At 61.1% G+C, this 17,721-nt stretch carries 16 protein-coding genes and 1 pseudogene; 8 read left to right on the forward strand and 9 right to left on the reverse strand.

The features are described 5' to 3' along the window. Nucleotides 1-48: 48 nt before the first annotated feature. Nucleotides 49-516 (reverse strand): nuclear transport factor 2 family protein, encoded by a 468-nt coding sequence (locus EEQ99_RS17995; RefSeq protein ID WP_063474027.1) that lies wholly within the window; start codon nucleotides 514-516, stop codon nucleotides 49-51. A 137-nt stretch (nucleotides 517-653) separates the two neighbouring features. Here EEQ99_RS17995 and EEQ99_RS18000 point away from each other — a divergent pair, with 137 nt between their 5' ends. Further along, complete coding sequence (locus EEQ99_RS18000; RefSeq protein ID WP_047616653.1) at nucleotides 654-1,025, forward strand: winged helix-turn-helix transcriptional regulator; 372 nt, start codon at nucleotides 654-656, stop codon at nucleotides 1,023-1,025. Between the two features lie 16 nt (nucleotides 1,026-1,041). Here EEQ99_RS18000 and EEQ99_RS18005 read toward each other — a convergent pair whose 3' ends face one another. Further along, nucleotides 1,042-2,010, reverse strand: a complete 969-nt coding sequence (locus EEQ99_RS18005; protein WP_127430847.1) for a zinc-dependent alcohol dehydrogenase family protein — start codon at nucleotides 2,008-2,010, stop codon at nucleotides 1,042-1,044. 53 nt (nucleotides 2,011-2,063) lie between these two features. Between EEQ99_RS18005 and EEQ99_RS18010 the strand changes: the two genes are divergently transcribed. Genes EEQ99_RS18010 through EEQ99_RS18025 form a run of 4 tightly spaced genes read left to right on the forward strand, consistent with a single transcriptional unit; the run spans nucleotide 2,064 to nucleotide 6,118 of the window. Further along, entirely contained in the window at nucleotides 2,064-2,480 is a 417-nt protein-coding gene (locus EEQ99_RS18010) for an acyl-CoA thioesterase (RefSeq protein WP_127430848.1), read from the forward strand. Between the two features lie 30 nt (nucleotides 2,481-2,510). After that, the gene (locus EEQ99_RS18015) at nucleotides 2,511-4,034 is read left to right on the forward strand and encodes a class I adenylate-forming enzyme family protein (RefSeq protein ID WP_047616648.1); all 1,524 of its coding nucleotides are present in this window, start codon (nucleotides 2,511-2,513) and stop codon (nucleotides 4,032-4,034) included. Beyond that, entirely contained in the window at nucleotides 4,012-5,217 is a 1,206-nt protein-coding gene (locus EEQ99_RS18020) for a thiolase family protein (protein ID WP_097543297.1), read from the forward strand. The genes EEQ99_RS18015 and EEQ99_RS18020 overlap by 23 nt, the downstream gene beginning before the upstream one ends. Further along, entirely contained in the window at nucleotides 5,204-6,118 is a 915-nt protein-coding gene (locus tag EEQ99_RS18025; RefSeq protein ID WP_244604816.1) for a sensor histidine kinase, read from the forward strand. The genes EEQ99_RS18020 and EEQ99_RS18025 overlap by 14 nt, the downstream gene beginning before the upstream one ends. A 99-nt stretch (nucleotides 6,119-6,217) precedes the next feature. Here the strand turns inward: EEQ99_RS18025 and EEQ99_RS18030 are convergent, their stop codons facing one another. Further along, nucleotides 6,218-6,676 (reverse strand): carboxymuconolactone decarboxylase family protein, encoded by a 459-nt coding sequence (locus tag EEQ99_RS18030; protein ID WP_047616642.1) that lies wholly within the window; start codon nucleotides 6,674-6,676, stop codon nucleotides 6,218-6,220. Between the two features lie 397 nt (nucleotides 6,677-7,073). Between EEQ99_RS18030 and EEQ99_RS18035 the strand changes: the two genes are divergently transcribed. Together EEQ99_RS18035 and EEQ99_RS18040 are read left to right on the forward strand one after the other, a co-directional pair. After that, the gene (locus EEQ99_RS18035) at nucleotides 7,074-7,838 is read left to right on the forward strand and encodes an SDR family oxidoreductase (protein ID WP_063474021.1); all 765 of its coding nucleotides are present in this window, start codon (nucleotides 7,074-7,076) and stop codon (nucleotides 7,836-7,838) included. A gap of 43 nt (nucleotides 7,839-7,881) precedes the next feature. Continuing rightward, nucleotides 7,882-8,295 (forward strand): cupin domain-containing protein, encoded by a 414-nt coding sequence (locus EEQ99_RS18040; RefSeq protein ID WP_063474020.1) that lies wholly within the window; start codon nucleotides 7,882-7,884, stop codon nucleotides 8,293-8,295. A gap of 49 nt (nucleotides 8,296-8,344) precedes the next feature. Here the strand turns inward: EEQ99_RS18040 and EEQ99_RS18045 are convergent, their stop codons facing one another. The 6 genes and pseudogenes from EEQ99_RS18045 to cysE form a co-directional block, all read right to left on the reverse strand. Then, entirely contained in the window at nucleotides 8,345-9,628 is a 1,284-nt protein-coding gene (locus EEQ99_RS18045; protein ID WP_047616636.1) for a cystathionine gamma-synthase family protein, read from the reverse strand. A 73-nt stretch (nucleotides 9,629-9,701) separates the two neighbouring features. After that, nucleotides 9,702-10,781: pseudogene (locus EEQ99_RS18050) on the reverse strand (YihY/virulence factor BrkB family protein). Between the two features lie 1,259 nt (nucleotides 10,782-12,040). After that, nucleotides 12,041-12,337, reverse strand: a complete 297-nt coding sequence (locus tag EEQ99_RS18055) for a hypothetical protein (RefSeq protein ID WP_125853679.1) — start codon at nucleotides 12,335-12,337, stop codon at nucleotides 12,041-12,043. Between the two features lie 41 nt (nucleotides 12,338-12,378). Next, complete coding sequence (locus tag EEQ99_RS18060) at nucleotides 12,379-12,648, reverse strand: hypothetical protein (RefSeq protein ID WP_125853677.1); 270 nt, start codon at nucleotides 12,646-12,648, stop codon at nucleotides 12,379-12,381. Nucleotides 12,649-13,693: 1,045 nt separating this feature from the next. Continuing rightward, nucleotides 13,694-14,605 (reverse strand): protein-L-isoaspartate O-methyltransferase family protein, encoded by a 912-nt coding sequence (locus EEQ99_RS18065; RefSeq protein WP_127430849.1) that lies wholly within the window; start codon nucleotides 14,603-14,605, stop codon nucleotides 13,694-13,696. Between the two features lie 495 nt (nucleotides 14,606-15,100). After that, nucleotides 15,101-15,949, reverse strand: coding sequence for a serine O-acetyltransferase (gene cysE, locus EEQ99_RS18070; protein ID WP_127430850.1), 849 nt, complete (start codon nucleotides 15,947-15,949; stop codon nucleotides 15,101-15,103). 367 nt (nucleotides 15,950-16,316) lie between these two features. Between cysE and EEQ99_RS18075 the strand changes: the two genes are divergently transcribed. After that, a complete protein-coding gene (locus EEQ99_RS18075; RefSeq protein ID WP_127430851.1) occupies nucleotides 16,317-17,702 on the forward strand; it encodes an FAD/NAD(P)-binding protein in 1,386 nt (461 codons plus the stop codon). Nucleotides 17,703-17,721: the final 19 nt, after the last annotated feature.

Genomic DNA, 17,721 nt, shown 5'->3' on the forward strand with positions numbered 1-17,721 from the left:
GCGCGTGGCGCCAATGACGGGGCCGGCCGCAAGCCGGCCCCCTAGAATTCAGAACATCGTGTTCTTGTTGGCAGCCTCGCTCGGAACCGCCTGGATCACGTCCCAGTGCTCGACGATCTTGCTGTCCTTGACGCGGAAAATATCGACGATGGCCTGGCCGCGGTCGTCGGCGCCGTTCGTCGCATGCACATGCAGCCAGACGAGATCGCCATCGGCGGCGCTGCGGACGATCTCCGCCTTCGATTGGGCATTGTCCTTGAAGAAGCCGGAGAAGAAGGAAATCAAAGGTTTCTTGCCGTCGGGAACCTGCGGATTGTGCTGCCGGTAGTCGTCGGCGACGACCGAGGCGGCTTCCAGATCGTGCTTGTTGAAGAAGCGGTCGTAGAACTCCACCACCAGCTTCCGGTTGGCTTCCTCGACCTTCAAATCCCGCGAGGCCGATTCAGCAAAAGCGCCGGCCGGCGCGGCGACGCCCGCCAGAATGACGAGTGCGAAAAGCAATTTCCCGAGTGTCATGTATCAAGCTCCTTGGTATGGATCGGCGATCTGGTCTAGAAAGCAGACTATGAGAACTGGTCTATGAAACCTCGACATGTCGAGCAAGGAGGCAGGTTTTGGTGGCAAGGTCAGCCGATAGTGACCGAGGAGGCAGCATGCCCAGGGAAACGGACGAGCCGAAACAGCGGCCTGGGGCGGGATGCCCGATCAGAGGCGTGCTCGATCGTATCGGCGATCAATGGAGCCTGCTCACCCTCGAGGCGTTGGAAGACGAGAAGAAGCGTTTCAACCAGCTGCTGCGTGAGATCGGGGACATCTCGAAACAGATGCTCTCCAAGACGTTGAGGCATCTGGAGCAGGACGGCTTCATCAGGCGCACCGTCTATCCGGAGGTGCCGCCGCGCGTGGAATATGAGCTGACGGAGCTGGGGCAATCCTTTCTCATCCCCATGAAAGCCCTGATCGGATGGGCTGAGCAGAACCACACGGCAATCAAGAGCGCGCGGCAGCGATACGAAACCCCTTAGCGGGGAAATCCTCCTGTCAGGCGAGCAGAACCTTTCCGCCGGTCCGGAACGGAAGGGCGGATTGCAGCGCCTGGCCGACCTTTTCCAGAGGAAACACCTCCCGCACCTCGGTCGCGATGACCTTCGAGGCGATCTGCGCCGCGATCTCGGAATAGGCGCGCTGGACCTCGCTCATCGCTTCGGAATGGACCCATTCCCGCAGATGGCAATAGGAAAAGGCGATATCGGGATGGGAGGCCCAGAAGGATGCCGGAATGCTCTGACCCGAAAGCAGGCCGTAGTGCACGAAATGTCCGCCCGGCTTCAGCGCATCGGCGAGAACGGAGGCGCGCGCACCGCCGACGCAATCGAGCACCGCGTCGAGCCCGTGCCGGCCGGCGAGGCCGGCGGCGAGGTCGCTGTCCGCCCTGTCGACGATGACCGTCTCGAGGCGGCCGCGCAGACGCGCGAGCGAGGCTTCGTTGCGGACGATGGCGATAGGCGTGACGCCCACGGCATTGGCGAGCCCGATCAATACCGATCCGATCGAAGAGGCGGCGGCATTGATGGCGATGCGCATGCCGGATCTCAGGCCGATCTTATTGTGCAGCATCAGCCAGGCCGTCATCGGGTTGACGTAGCTGGTCGCCGCCTCGAAGTCGGTGAGCTCATCCGGAACGCGAAGGCACCAGCCGGAATCGGTATCCTTGAACTCCTGCCATCCGCCGGCGCTGCGCACCGGCAGCACACGTGTTCCCGGTGAAAGCCCATGAACCTCCTCGCCGCACTGTTCGACCACCCCGAACGCCTCGAAGCCCGGAATGAAGGGCAAGGTCGTGCGCCCGGCATAGGCGCCTGAGATGGTGATGATATCGGAGGGATTGATCGACCGCGCCAGCAGGCGCACCCGGACCTGGTCGCGCCGCAGCGGCGCCAGTGCTACCCGCTCGAGCTCGACGACCTCCTGAGCCGGCCCGAATTTTCGCACGACCGCCTGATATTGCATTGCATCCCCCACACACTCCCGGTTAGATCACGCCTTCGAATTTGGGTGATCGAATGAGTGTTGACGACAGGCCTTTAGCATCCTTCCGGGTCTCGATGCGAGACATCGACATTTATGGCCATGTCCACAACTCCGTCTATCTCGATTATTGCGAGGATGCGGTCGTCGAGTTCCTGCGGCACCGGCAAATTCTCAGCCATTTCCGCCATACCTCCTCCGGCGTTGCCTATCACGTGAAGAAGGCGGAGATCACCTTCCACAGCCCGATCGACGTCGATGACGTCGTCGAAGCGAAGGTCAGCATCGAGAAAATCGGGCGATCGAGCCTCTCATTTGCAATCGAACTCTTTCGCCAGCGCGACGGCGCCCATTGCGCATCGGCTGGCCTCGTCTGGGTATGCGTCAGTCTTTCCGACAGCCGCCCGACACCAATACCGGACGCGACCAAAACCGCTTTGTCTCTGGGTTAGTCGCCGATCAATCAAGCCCAGTGGGTATTTATGCCGATCCATGCGCAGCTTCTTCGACATGCAACGGAGACACCGGACAAGCCGGCGCTGGTGATTGACGGGCATTCCCTGAGCTACGGCGAGCTTTATTCCCGCGCCAAGGCAATCTATCGGTTTCTCCAGAAGCTCCCCCGCTCGAACCGCCGCATGCTCGATCTACCCGGTGTGGACAAGCTTGCCGCTCTCAGCCTCGGCAACCATATCGGCTTTGCCGAATATTTTGCAGCTGCTACCGCCTTCCCGACTGCTTGCGCGGTGATCGATCCGATGATGCCGCCGGAAAGGATCGAACGCATTGTCGAGCGCCTGGCGCCGGACGTGCTTGTTGTTGACGATGCTGCAGGCCCAAGCGCCGAAATCGGCCGCAGGTTCGGCATACCGGTGATCACGGCCAGTGCGGAGCCCTTCGACCTCGCCGCGACGGGAGACGACCTGCCTGTCGATACCGACGGAATCTTCCTGATCGGTTTTACCTCGGGCACCACCGCCGAGCCGAAAGCCTATTATCGCTCACGCGAGCAGTGGCGCCGAAGCCTCGACCGGGGGCGCGTCGTTTTCCAACTGGAAGACGCACCCTCCACCATGTGCCCGGGAGCCCTCGCGCATGGGCTGGCGCTTTACGCCCTGGTCGAAGCCTTGGATGCCGGGGCGACCTTCCATTCGGTCAGGAAATGGGAACCCGGCACGGTCGCGCGTATTCTCTCTTCCGCGCAGATAGAACGGATGGTTGCCGTGCCGACGCATATAGCGGGCATCGCTCGGGCCTGGTCGACGGAGCCCGCTTTGACATCGCTGCGCGACGTGCTGACCGCCGGCGCAAAACTCGATGTGAACGGCGTCGACTCCATGCGCCGCCTCTTTCCGAAGGCGCGCATTCGCGAATATTACGGCGCCTCCGAGATCGGCTTCATGACGGTCTCGACCCTCGTTGGCGGCGCAGTCGATTTTCCGATCGACCGGGTTGGACAAGCCTATCCCGGCGTCGAAATCTCCATTCGTGATCCGAATGAAAACGACGTCGGGAGCGACGTGCCGGGCACCATTTTCGTCAGAAGCGACCTGATCGCCGATGGCTATCTCTGGGGCGACGACGGTCAGGCGTTCCGGGTCACGGAAGCCGGAGCGACGGTCGGAGATCTCGGCGAACTCGATGCAAACGGCATGTTGCGGGTGATCGGCCGGGCGGGCGGCATGATGATATCAGGCGGCAACAACGTTTATCCTGCCGAAGTCGAGAGCGCGTTGAAAGCCTGCCCAGGGGTCGAAGATGCCGTTGTCTTCGCGCTACCGGACGCCTATCTGGGTCAGCGGATCATTGCTGTCGTCTCGGGAGAGATGAAGGACGCGAAAATCCTGGCCGATCATTGCGCGCGAGAGCTCGCCAGGTACAAGATCCCCAAGCAATTCTACCATATCGGAACCTGGCCGATGACGAGCAGCGGCAAGATCTCGAGGGGGCAAGTGGAGACATCAGTGGTTTCTGGAGGCGATCTTGTCTTACGCCTATCAGCCTGACGAGGATTGGCAGCCGGTCGTGGTTGCCGCTTACCGCACGCCGATCGGCCGGGCTTTCGGATCGCTTGCGACCGTCGCGGCGGAAGACCTGCTTGCGCCGATCATCCGTCGCATTGTTGCCGAAACGGGAATTGCGCCCGAAACCATAGACGACGTGCTGGTCGGCAATGCCGCAGGCGGCGGCGGAAACATCGCGCGGCTGGCAGCCCTCACCGCCGGCCTGCCCATGGTGGTTCCGGGTATGACGATCGACCGGCAATGCGGCTCGGGCCTGGAAGCGATCATCATGGCAGCCCGGCTGATCCAGGCGAAAGCGGGCTCGTGTTTTCTGGCCGGCGGCGTGGAGAGCGTCAGCACCGCGCCATGGCGCGTCGAAAGACCTAAGGCGAATGGGGCGCTGCCGCGCTTTTATGGCCGCGCCCGGTTTTCGCCTGAAACGATCGGCGACCCGGAAATGGGAATTGCCGCCGAAAACGTCGCACGTCAGTTCGGCATATCGCGCCAGCGACAGGATGAATTCGCCCTGCGCAGCCACCGGCTCGCCGTGCAGGCGGCCGAGGCGGGCATCTTTCGACCCGAGATCGTTGAAATTTCCACCAGCCACGGCCTGATAGAACGGGACGAGTGCCCCCGAGCCGCGACATCTCTTGAGGCGCTTGCAAACCTCCGGCCAGTGTTCCTGCCGGATGGTTCGGTGACGGCAGGCAATGCCTGTCCGCTGAATGACGGCGCCTGCCTGGTGCTTGTCATGAGCCGCGGAATGGCAAGAAGCATGGGCATCGACAAGGGCCTGGCCTTCATCGACAGTGCCGCTGCCGGTGTGGATCCCAACCTGCTCGGCATCGGGCCGGTCGCCTCGACCAGGAAACTCATGCGGCGTCAGCCCGGGCTCTCGCTCGCAGGCATCGATGCCATCGAATTCAACGAGGCCTTCGCGGCTCAGGTTCTGGCATCGCTGGATCAGCTCGAAATCCCGGCCGACGCGGTCAACAGGAGCGGCGGCGCGATTGCCTTGGGCCATCCATTCGGGGCCTCCGGCGCCGTCCTCGTGACCCGTCTATACAGCCAGATGATCCGCGACACCGGGGGAACCTTGATGACAGGCACGACCGGGCTTGCGATGATCGGTATCGGCGGCGGCATCGGACTGACTGCCATGTTCGAGGCTATTGAGCTTTCCTGAACCCAAGGGGCAACAGCGTCCGGCGCGAGACCATACGACGGTATTGCCTGCCCTCACCCTTGAACCAATCGACTACAGCCCGGCTCGTATCATAGCCTCCATCTGCTCGGGAACGACATGTCTGTCGATGGAGCGGATGAGGAGCAAAAGCATGTCGGATTCAGATACGAATATCCTCGCCGGTGAAGCTTACTTTTCTCACACGCGACCGGAAGCGATCTCCCTCAATGCAAATCCTGCGGATGCGATACTCGGCATCGTCCACGACTTGGGTAACCTGATCCAGGTCGCCACCTCCGCGCTGAACATGATGTCGCACAGTCCCGACATCGAGATGGGCTCGACCCTGGTGCCGGTCTTCGCCAGTGCCAGGATCTCGCTTCAGCGGGCGGGAACGCTCGTTCAGCAGACGATGCGCCTTGCGAGTGACGGCAATGCCGCGGCCGAGCCAATCGACATCCGGGCTTGCCTGATGGAAATCGAAGCCCTGGCGAGAGCCACCTGGGACCGTGATATCGCGTTCGAGATATATGCGAGCGAGACACTTCCCATGCTCAGATGCAGCCGCGTGGGGTTGCAAAGCGCCATCATGAACCTGCTGCTCAACGCGCGCGACGCCATGCCGGATGGCGGTGTGATTTCGATCGCAGCCGCCGCCATCGACGGCGAAGGCGAAGGCGCCGGGATTGAATTGCGGATTTCGGACAACGGTCTCGGGATGACAGAAGATGTGCTGCACCGGGCGACCGATCCTTTCTTCACGACGAAAGCATCGGGGCTTGGAGGCTTCGGCCTGCCGATGGTCAAACGCTTCGCCCAGGAAGCACGGGGAAATCTCCATCTGGAAAGCGAGCCAGGCCGAGGCACGGTCGTGACGCTGCGATTGCCCGTCGAACGCTGATCCATCACTTTATTCCGGCAGATCCCGGCGAGCTGGAAAGAAACCAGTCAAATAGCCGGACGAAGTCTTTCGCCCGGCTCATTCGTCGTTCAACTGCTATCAGGCGGCGGCGCGTTTGTGATCCGCCGGATGCTGAAGCCGGAAGCCGATCGCCAGCCTATTCCAGGCATTGATCATCGCGACGCCGATCGAAAGCGCCAGAAACTCGTCATCCGAGAAGTTGGCGTGCGCCTCTTCATAAATATCATCCGGCGCATGGCTTTTGGTGATCTCGGTGAGAGCCTCGGCCCAGACGAGCGCGGCCCGCTCCCGAGTGGTGAAGAGCTGCGACTCCCGCCAGGCGTTCAGAAGCAGCAGCCGGTCGTCCGTTTCGCCGAGCTTCAGCGCGTCTTGGCGGTGCATATGCAGGCAGTGAGCGCATCCGTTCATTTGGGACACGCGCACTTTGACGAGCTCGAGCAACTTCGGATCGAAGCTCTTGGCAATCCAGGCTTCAACCGCCACTAGACCATCGATGCCGCTATTTCTATAAGCCATGAAGTTCAGACGCTTGATCATTCTTGTCTCCATCGTGAGAGGATTGATGGTGCAAGCCAAGGTTTGCAGGCCAGTGAATACGCCTTGCCCTCCAGGTCGGCTAGCTGCCCCGACGGTAAGTTCGGCCGATGCCTGTCGACGTGACACGTTCCTCCATTTCGGCCGGATGCATGGACCGCAGAGCCAGCTGCCCTACTGCGTTCGCATAGGGTGACAGCGACCGAGGGAGAATGGTTTGGGACTGCGATCAGGCGCATTCTCCAATCCATCGGTTTACCGGCCGCACCGGAGATCTTGCGTGCGACGGCGCCGACGAAGTCGCTTCGCTCATCGAGGAAGCGGTGGGCACGCCGAGCAGCTGCCTGCTCACCTTCAAGTCACCAGAGGATTATCCTCACCAAGGACAAGGAGACTACCCATGAAAATCGTCGTTATCGGCGGCACCGGCCTGATCGGCTCGAAGACCGTGGAAAGATTGCGCAACAAAGGGCACGAGGTGTTGGCGGCTTCGCCGAATTCGGGCGTCGACACGATCACCGGCAAAGGCCTGACGGAAGCGCTCGCAGGCGCACAGGTGGTGCTCGATCTCGCAAATTCACCCTCCTTCGAGGACAAGGCCGTTCTGGAATTCTTCCAGACCTCGGGCCGCAACCTGCTCAAGGCGGGGGCTGCTGCCGGCGTGAAGCATCACATCGCTCTGTCGATCGTCGGCATGGAACGGCTGCAGGGCAGCGGCTATATGCGCGCCAAGATGGCCCAGGAAGAGCTGATCAAGAGCTCCGGGCTACCCTACACCATCGTGCACTCCACACAGTTCCATGAATTCATGGCTGGCATCGCTCAGTCGAACACCGTCGGCCAGGCGGCGCATCTGTCGCCGGCCTATCTGCAGCCGATCGCCTCTGACGACGTCGCCGACGTCATGGCCGAGGTGGCGCTCGCCCCGCCTGTCAACGGCACGATCGAAATCGGCGGGCCGGAGAAAATCCGCCTTACCGACATCGTAACGCGTCTGTTCAAGGCGACGAACGATCCGCGCCAGGTGATCGCCGATCCGCACGCCCGCTACTTCGGCGTGGAGCTCGAGGACAATTCGCTCGTGACCGGCCCCAAGGCGCGGCTCGGCCGGATCCGCTTCGACGACTGGCTCAGCCGTCAGCCGGCCCAGAAAAAGAGCGCCTGATACCGGGCGTCCGACCCATTCCCATCAACGTAGGAGACCAGACATGCTCACCAAAATGATCTCGGCGGCGGCGCTCGCCGTTGTCCTTACCACAGGCACTCAGGCTCACGCGGCAGGCGGCGACGCGAAGGTAAGCGTCGTTTACGACCAGAAGCTCCCCAATGTTCCCGGCAAGAGCGTGCGGGCGGTGCTTGTCGAATATGGGCCAGGCGGCTCCTCGCCCGGCCATACGCATCCGGCTTCGGCCTTCATCTATGCCACCGTTCTCGAAGGAGCGATCACCAGCAAGGTGAATGACGGGCCGGAAAAAGTCTACAAGGCCGGCGAAAGCTTTCCCGAATTTCCCGGCGATCATCACAGCGTCAGCAAAAACGCCAGCAAGACAAAGCCGGCGCGCCTGCTTGCGGTCTTCGTGCTGAACACCGACGAGACGGAGCTGACGATCGACGACAAGTGACGCCATGCGTGATGCCCGGCGGCGCCGGGCATCACTTCCTCGCCGTGTCTCAGGCCGCCTGCAGCGCCAGTTCCAGGTCGGCAATCAGATCATCCGGATGTTCGATGCCGATCGACAGGCGGATCGTCGATTCCAACACACCGATGCGCTGGCGGACATCGGCAGGCACACCGGAATGCGTCATGGCGGCCGGATGGCTCGCAAGCGATTCCGTGCCGCCGAGGCTGACCGCGAGCTTGAAGATCTGCAGCGCGTTCAGGAATTTGAACGAAGCGGGCTGACCGCCGCGAATATCGAAAGAGAAGGTGGAGCCGGCGCCGGTGCATTGCGCCCTGAAGGTCCGGCCGGCCGGCGATTCCGGATCGTGGTAGGGCAGGTAGTGGACCTTCTCAACCTTCGGGTGATCACGCAGAAAATCGGCAACGGCCCGCGCGTTGTTGTTTGCCCGCTCCATGCGCAGCTGCAGCGTCTCCAGCGAACGGCCGAGCATCCAGCAGGAATGTGGATCGAGCTGCGTGCCGATCGCGCCGCGCAGAGCCTTGATCTGCTTGATCACTGCCTTGCGACCAAGAACGGCGCCGGCGATCAGATCGGAATGACCGCCGACATATTTGGTCAGCGAATAGAGCGAGATATCGGCGCCGTGCTCGATCGGCCGCTGGAAGACCGGTCCGAGCAGGGTATTGTCGCAGACGATGATCGGCATATGGCCCTGTCTTGCACCGATCATGTCGGCCACCCGCCGGATCATCGCGACATCGACCAGGCTGTTGGTCGGATTGGCAGGCGTCTCGATCAGGATGACGGAGACGCGGCCTTTGCCCATCGCCTCTTCCGCCGCCTTCTGCACCGATCCTTCGCTGACGCCGTCGGCAAATCCAACGGCGGCGGTGCCGAGGTTGAGGAAGGTCTTCGCCAGCAATGTTTCCGTTCCCCCATAGAGCGGTTGCGAATGCAAGATCGCATCGCCGGGCCGGACGAAGGCAAGCAGAGTGGTGGCGATCGCCGCCATGCCGGATGAAAACAGCACGCCGCTTTCCGTCCGTTCGTAGACGGCAAGCCTGTCCTCGACGATCTCGCTGTTCGGATGGTTGAAACGCGAGTAGACGAGGCCGGCCCCTTTCCCCTCGGGCGGCTCGCGGCGGCCCGACACATAATCGAAGAAGTCGCGGCCATCCTCCGCGGTATTGAACACGAAGGTGGAGGTGAGGAACACCGGCGGCTTGACTGCCCCTTCCGAGAGTTCCGGATCGTAGCCGTAGTTCAGCATCTGTGTTTCGGGATGCAAGGCATGATTGCCGATATGGGTTTTGGAAGGATGCGGGGCGGTCATCATCGTCTCCTGTTTCGGGACTGCAGAAACGGCAGAATACATCAAAACTATATGAGAGGAGCAATCATCGCGGTCAGCTCATGGTCTCGCCCAGAGTGTCCGCGACATAGGCGCCACGCGCTCCCATCGGCAGCGGCGTGCCCGTCGTCGTGTCCTTTGCGGTCTGATGCTCCAGTTCGGCGTTAAGCTCCCCTCCGACGATAAGAATGACGACGGAAAGCCAGATCCAGATGAGGAAGCCGATCAGCGCGCCGAGCGTGCCGTATGTCGCGTTGTAATTGGCAAAATGATCCAGATAGAAGGAGAAACCGAGGGACATGGCAGCCCAGGCGACCGTGGTCAGAACCGCGCCCCACGTCATCCACCGGAGCGTGGCAGGCTCGCGGCTGGGGCCGAAGCGGTAGACTGATGTGACCGCCACCGCGACGACCAGCAGAAGCAGCGGCCATCGCATGAGAAGAGCCATATGCTCCTTGAATTGATCGAGCCAGAGATAGGAGAGGACCACCGGCATGACCCCGACGAGCGCCACCATGACCACCATCAAAAGCATCGCGCACAAGGTGAAGCAGAGACCTATCAGGTTCAACCGGACAAGCCCCCGCTTCTCCTCCTCCTCATAGGCGACGTTCATCGCGTCTCAGATCGCCAGCGTGCCGCTATGCGTGCTCCACAGGGCGATGCCGAGACCGACGAAGAAGGTCATGCCGAGCGTGGCGTCGCGCCGGTTGACCAGTTCCTTGATCTGGTCGGCAAGAAGATCGAACGCGCCGGGCGGCAAAAGCGCGGCCAATTCGCGAAGGTGTTCGGATATGGTGATCGGATCGGCAACCAGCCCGTAAAGAGAGACCAAGGCCGCCATGGCTGGAAACAGCGCCAGCAACAGATAAAAGGTCACGCCCGCCGCAATCAACGTCACTCGGTCGGCGAGGACTTCGTGGAAGACACGCCAGAACACGTCGCGCAGACCGCTGAGAGGAATGGCCTCGGGCACACTGGCACTGCGGCCATGATCGTCACCCCGGTGGCCGGTATTCGCAGACGGGGCGACCGAACTGCGCTCTTTTGCCTGCATCAAGACAAGCGCGCCGATCCCCGCGGCCATCACTGTCGCGGCAATGGAGAGCCTCTTGAGGTGAAGCACATCGGACATGAGGATGTTCTCCGGTCTGGTGCTGACATAACGCAGGCCGCCGCTAAAGGATGCAAGCCGTTGCTTTCCTACGGACATTTGATGCGGGGGCGACGTCAGTCTGTTCCCAGGCGGGTCAGGCTGCAGGGGAATGGACACGAAAGCGGGAGCAATTCGGAAAGCCATAAGTCATTGATATCGCTTCAATCACATAAGACTACGGAAGCAAAATCGGACTTTGGTTTCGTTACCGCGTTGCCGGCTGCCTGTCCGAAAGGGCTGCCAACTAGGGTTTCTTGGCGGCCACGAGGCCATAGATTGGCGCTCGGCTCACATCCGGAGCGCAATTTGGTTCCAAAATCCACTCCCCAACATCCCGATTCCGGCACCTTTCGGCGACCGGCATCCGCAGATGAAGCGTTGATCACAAGCCTGGCAAAAGAATAGCGCCGGCGACGATGGCCTGCAATAGCCGCTTGCGTTTTCACCCGACAAATATCGGGTCAGAGCATCCACGACCGATTGCTTTCCCCCGGCACAGCTCACGACCAAGCGTCGTCGAGACCGAGACGCTGCCTGCTCACGGACACGATCTTGAAGGCCTCGTTGTCGCGTACCAGATTGTCGGCAATTGACAGAATACGCCCAGCGATCGACGAACACGCAAGCATCTGCGCAGCAAGAAGGCGAAGCCAGCTGCCCACTCAGGATGGCGAGCAGTTCGCAGCCTGGCCTCATTCAGCCATCGGCGCCCCGACTGTCGCCGGCGGCGCTGCTCCGGCAGTTCAGTATCAGGCGCCCGTGGGCACCCCCTTCGCACGGCGCAGGATCATCTCGAGGTATAGTGGCCAGGATTGACGCAGGTCTTCCCCAGACTGCCTGAGAGCAAGGGACTTCCCCATCAATACGCGCACCACTGTCGGGCGCTGCTCCATCTGCCATGGCGGCGCGGCCTTAGCGCCACATATGCCTATCCCACGAGAATGAACCGGGGGCTGCCGTTTCACACATGCATTCGGCTCGCCACCGCGGGCAAATCGCTGAACGTCACCGCAGCTTCATGTGCGCTAACGAAGGTCTCATCCGCGAACTGCCGATCCCCTGCCCCGCAATCCTTCCACTCAATCACATAAGGACCCGACTGCAGATGACAGCTGCGCCGCTGGACCGCATCACACCGAGACGGCAGCCTCAATGGCGGGACGGCAATCCCTGCGCCCGGACAACTGCCTGATGGACCCCGTTGTCCGCGGACAACGGGATGATCAACGTGATTCCAATCAGATCATTTGCGCGAACGGCCCCACAGCAATTGATGGCGCGACCGACGAGATACCCCTGATGTCACCTTGCCAGCCGGCATCCTGGACGCGCAGCACCATGACCGCCGTGGCGGCGCCGCCAGCCATCGCAGAGCGGCGCCTTGTCGAACAGCTTCGTGAATGTGCGCAAAGAATTTGGTAAAGATCGGACCAGCCGGCAGATCTGCCCGCTCGTTCCACAAGGGACGGAATGCGGCCCATTCGAAAAGCCGCGCAGTTGCCGGCGTAGTGATTTTTCTCGCCGAAGGCTTCCACGGATGATCGTCGGCTGGCTCAGCGACGAGGCGGAAACGAACTCATCCACCGCGCGGTGGGAAGCCACTGGACCAATTAACAAGGCCGAAGCGAAAGTGGCTTGATGACAGCGGCAGCATCCGCATGCGGTGGAAGCCGATGGGCCGGTCCCTGCCGCAAATGACCAGTGTAAGGTGGTCAGTTTGGCGACCGCTTGTCGAATATTCGATCAATGCACCCATCAGCTGGACGGCGATGCGTAAGGTCACGCGCTCGACCGAGCGAAAGGCCCAACCAAGACAGACCAAGAGAGGATCGTCGTCGTCGACCACCGAGCCGCCCTCACCTTCGCGCACCCCGGCGCTTGAGGCGCAGCAATGCGATCACTGATGCTCTCACCGATCGCTTCACCCCGGACCGAGCCGACCTCCGTCGTCTCGCAGCGAAGCGCAGCCCTTCCTCCGGCATCGCACCTCGGCTGGTTGTCCGCGGACAACACCATGCCAGCCCCATCACCTGCGAGAAAAGCTGCACCTGCCCGACCGCCTTCGTCCGCAGCGTGATCCACATAAAGAGCGGCGCAACCGCCAGGCTTGAATTTGCCGCATTGCGGCACTACCTCGTGACGGACTGAAGCGCTTAACCCCTCCGAGCAGCTTCGGTCCGACGGACAGCATCTCTCCTCCCCGGCTGTCGGTCACAATCGAAGCCCGGCGCATCTCTCCCGCGCCGGGCTTTTGTCGTTTTGGCCGCCTTCCGTCGCCGGCGAGTCAGCAACGCTTCCCAATTTCTCCATTCTTGTGGACGCTCCTCAAGCGATAGGCCGTGAACCGGTGAAGCCGGCGGAAGCGACTTAGTACCCGTCGCCTGCTGATCTTCACTGGCATCTGAACGCCGCCTTCCCAGAGGAGCCTCGAATGCCTCGGCGAGACCGCGCGCGCTCGGATCGGCCAGCAGCTCGTCCGTGGACGCGCCGTATCCAGATCCATACGGACCAGAGCAATCCCGCTTCGTCCTCCGCGGACACGGCCGTGGCTCGGACACCTCGGCGCACTTGGCCAATCTCAAAGGCACCGGCAGTAAAATCTCACCGGCAAGCATTCCGGCGCCAGGGCAGGGGAGACCGTGACGCGCCTGCACTCAGCTTAGGGAGGGTGAGTCAGACGTCGGCACTCCAAGCTTTGTCATCACCCATGCCGTCCTAGGCAGAGTGTTTGGGTGTGGCGATACCATTGCCGGCCAGAAGTGTGACCGGCTGATTGCGCCGCCAAAGGGCAGGGCGGCATCGAGGGCGTTTATCTCTTTGGCACGACGGTGTGCTGCGTCGCTCCCATTTCTCACGAAGATGGAGCAGTCGACCCGTGCGGGACGGATGTTTCAAACGTCGTCGTAACAAAGCGCCCATTGGTCGCCGATATACCAGCAGCGTCCAATCCGCGGGTCCGCCTTCCACAGCAGGCTTTTGATGAACTCAATACCCCCGCGCTTGAAGGCGGCCGTCAGCGCTTCGATTTCGTTCTCGTCGATCGCCAACCCGCCCTCGGCGCAGACGAAATAAGCCGTGCTGATCCACCGCGCCGCAAATCCATTCTCGCCGCGCTCGATGCGAAGCGCGGCGCCGTGGGATGCGTGACGGCCGCCATTCGACGGTCGGCCCTGGCGCGGCACGCCAAGCGGCAGCACCAGGCGCCCTCCAGGCCGCAGCCCTTCGATCCAGGATGCCGCAGGACGCGCGACGGCGAAATTCACATAGATCGCATCCACCTCTTGCTGCGGCCATTGAGTGCCGTCGGCGATGATGACGGTGACATTGGCTCGGTCGGCAAGCGCGGTTTGAGCGTGGCCGGCCAGATCGGCGTCCATCTCGACGGCATAGACATGACCGGCAGCACCGACCAGCTCCGCGAGGATGGCGCTATAATAACCGGTGCCGGCACCGATATGGGCGATACGATCACCGACCTTTACGTCCAGTTGGCTCAGGAGCCGGGCATGCAGTGAGGGACTGCCGTTGTTGACGCCCTTGTCGGGCTGCAGGGCGAATAGCACATCTTGATAGGCCAGAACCAAATCGGAGGAGGGGAGGGGGCGATATCCGCCACCCAGATTGGCGATCTGCCATGGCGGAGCACCGAGGAATTTTTCGCGTGGCACAGCGGCAAAGGCAGCTTCGATCCGCGGGTTCGTCGTCGCGGCAGTTGCCGCCACCTGATGGGCATAAGCGCGGCGGATCACCGCAAGGTCGTCGGCCGTGAACATTGCACTGGGCATAGGCAAATCTCCGGACATGGCTCTGATCTGTTCTGTTTTACGTCTTTGCGGCTCTAGGTCCATCACTATCGATATTTGATCCCTTACCGGCAGTGAGAGAGGTATTCGAGCCCATTCCGTTGTAGCGGAAGCAATCGCCTTATTAAGTTCATTATGGCGATCAATTAATCATATTTTCAGTGAACTGCAGAGATGCTGGACATTTATGCGCCACCGTCGAACTGGCCGGGCAGGCAAATGCGGTTGATGGCCGCCTCGCGCATTTATTTATCAGTCAATCCGGGGCAGGGGAGACAATGACGGCCGATGCCCTTTGGGACCTCCGCCTTCATTATCTCACGTCGAATCCCTTTCGGACCGCCGCGCATATCGATGCTCGATCCGGGACAGCCTATACCTCGCACCGCGCCCTTAGAGCGCTTCAGCTTTTCACGGAAACACAGAAGCGCTCTAACTTTTTGTTTTTACACAATTCCGGACGGAAAACCGCTTCGCACTTTTCCTGGAATTGCTCTAGATCATATACTCCGGTTCGGACAAGGTTTGGTCCATCGTAATACCCGGCAGGTTGAAATGGCGCCTGCCCACCTGCTTTGCCGGAATGCCGGCGACCGATGTGTAGTCGGCAACAGCATTGACGACCACGCTGCCTGCACCCACCTTGGCGCCAACGCCGATTTCGATGTTGCCGAGGATCTTGGCTCCCGCTCCAATCAATGCGCCGCGCCGCACCTTCGGATGCCGGTCGCCGGTCTCCTTGCCCGTCCCTCCCAATGTGACGTTCTGGAGGATCGATACATCGTCTTCAACGACCGCCGTCTCGCCGATGACCAGGCCGCTCCCGTGATCGAGCATGATGCTCCTGCCCATCTTTGCGGCCGGATGAATGTCGACGCCGAAAACTTCGGAGATGCGGCTCTGGATGTGTCGCGCCAGATGCAGGCGATCATGGTGCCAGAGCCAGTGGGCGACGCGTTGGCCCTGCAAGGCCACAAAACCTTTAAAATACAGGAATGGCGTCAGGATTTCCGTGTTCGACGGATCACGCTCCTTGATTGCCGTCAGGTCCGCCGCGGCATCGGCGACAATATTGCGATTGCCGATGAACGCCTGCGCAATCACCGCCAGCAGCTCGTCATGGTCGAGGTCGTGATTGGCCAGCTTGATCGCGACCCGCTGGGCCAGCGCCTGGGCGAAACTCGCGTGATAAAGCACTGCGGAATTCATGGCGCGCGTCAGTGCTGCATCCCTAGCCGAAGCATTGACGGCCTCCGCACAAAGAGCCTCCCATATGGCGGCAACCTGAGGCGAGGGGGAGGGCTCGGTCGACAGATTGCTCAAGCTGACCAGTGGAACCGTCATAGCACCTTCCTTCTACAGGCGAACGTCGCGACGTCCGGCATGAGGTTAGGTGAATCCGGCCCCCGATAGATGGTCTATAATTACGCGGATCTTCGCAGCCGCTCTAAAATTCCTCTCTTTTTTCGCAAGAACCGGGAAATTATTTCCAAGTCGTCGCATCACCCGTCACCAGTGCTCCGGAAGGCTGAAGCGAGCAGCAGCAAGGAAGCCGAGGCTCGCCAGACGCCAATGCCAAGCCGTCATCACTTGAAGTCGAATAGTGCTTGCGTTCCGGATATAAATTTCTATGGTTTTAGTAGAGAATTATGCGACCGGTCGGTTCTGATGGATACGGAGCCGAGCGATCCAACGCAGAAGGAGCCGATGAATGACTCTTCTCTCGTCACGTTCTTCGAATTCGGAGAGCAGGGATGCCGACCAACTTGCAAGGATTGCGATTGTCGGCCGAGGCTTTACGGGGATCATGACCGCAATTGCTCTTTTCAAAAGAGTTGATCGGCCCTTCCATCTGGTGATGTTCGACCCACGCGCAAAGATCGATATCGGCGAGGGCATCAGTCAGCCCGGGTCGACGGTGTTGACCAGCCGCGTTCGCGACCTTTCCGTCGACCCCGAGCTGCCGGACGATTTTCGCCGATGGCTGGAAACGGACGACACGTGGCGCGATCATCTGAGCTCGGATCCTGCAGGTCTCGAACACGCCTTTGTGCCTGGAGATATTTTCAGCACCTATGTGTATAAACGCTTTTCCGAAGCCCTGACGCATCGGCCCGATGTCATCGTCCAATTTGGCTCGGATGCGGTCACGGCGATCGACAGGCACCTGGACGGGGGGTATTCCGTTTGTCTTGGAGCAGAGCAGCGAAGCCGCTTTGATGCCGTGTTTCTCGCGACCGGTTACGGCATGCGGGAAAATTCGGACGTGGGGCCTGCCGGTGGAGCGCAAAGCGCCGTCGTGATCGGCGGCGGCATCCACGCGGTCGACAGGGCGCTCGGACTGCTGGCGGACGCCAAGATTTCCCATGTCACGTTGATCTCGGAATCGGGCTTCCTGCCTCAGTCGCATGCTCCCGCCGCCGTCGGAGCTGTTGTCACCGACCAACCCATGCCGGGGACGCTGCGCGGCGCCTTTCGTTTCCTGCGTGAGGCCGCCAGCAAAGCCGATCTGGAAGGTTCGGGATGGCAAGGCATTATGAACGGCTTTCGTTCACGTGCGCGCGATCTCTGGGCGGGATTGACGCCACAAGAGCGGGCGCGGTTCAAACGCCACGTGAAGGCCATTTACGACAGCCATCGCAACCGCTTGCCGCCGGAGCACTATCAGCGCCTGCACCATGCGATCGCCAGCGGCGCGATCGCCGTGAGGAAAGGAAAAGTGAATTGCATCGCCACGAATGGCGTGCTGTTTTCGGCGCCGGCCGGGCTCGAGGTCCTTCCCGCAGATCTGACGATAGACTGCCGCTTCCGGCCGTCCGGGACCGATAGCCCGCTTGTTCGTTCGCTTATCGTTGCAGGCCTTGCAACGCGGGACGAACTCGAGATCGGCATCGTCGTAGACGAATGCGGGCGGACCAAGGCGAATGCGTTACACGGGCTGTTTGCGATGGGGCCGCTCGGCCTGGGCAGCCTTCCGGATATCGATCTAGTGCCTCAGATCGTCTTGCAGAGCCATGCGGCTGCGTCGTTGCTCAACAGCTGGATTGGTGACGTGGCCAAAGGGCGGCACGTCGCCAAAGGCTTTGGCGACGTGTGAAATGTATCTGCTCCCCAAG

The organism is Rhizobium anhuiense (assembly GCF_003985145.1).
Classification (GTDB): domain Bacteria; phylum Pseudomonadota; class Alphaproteobacteria; order Rhizobiales; family Rhizobiaceae; genus Rhizobium; species Rhizobium anhuiense.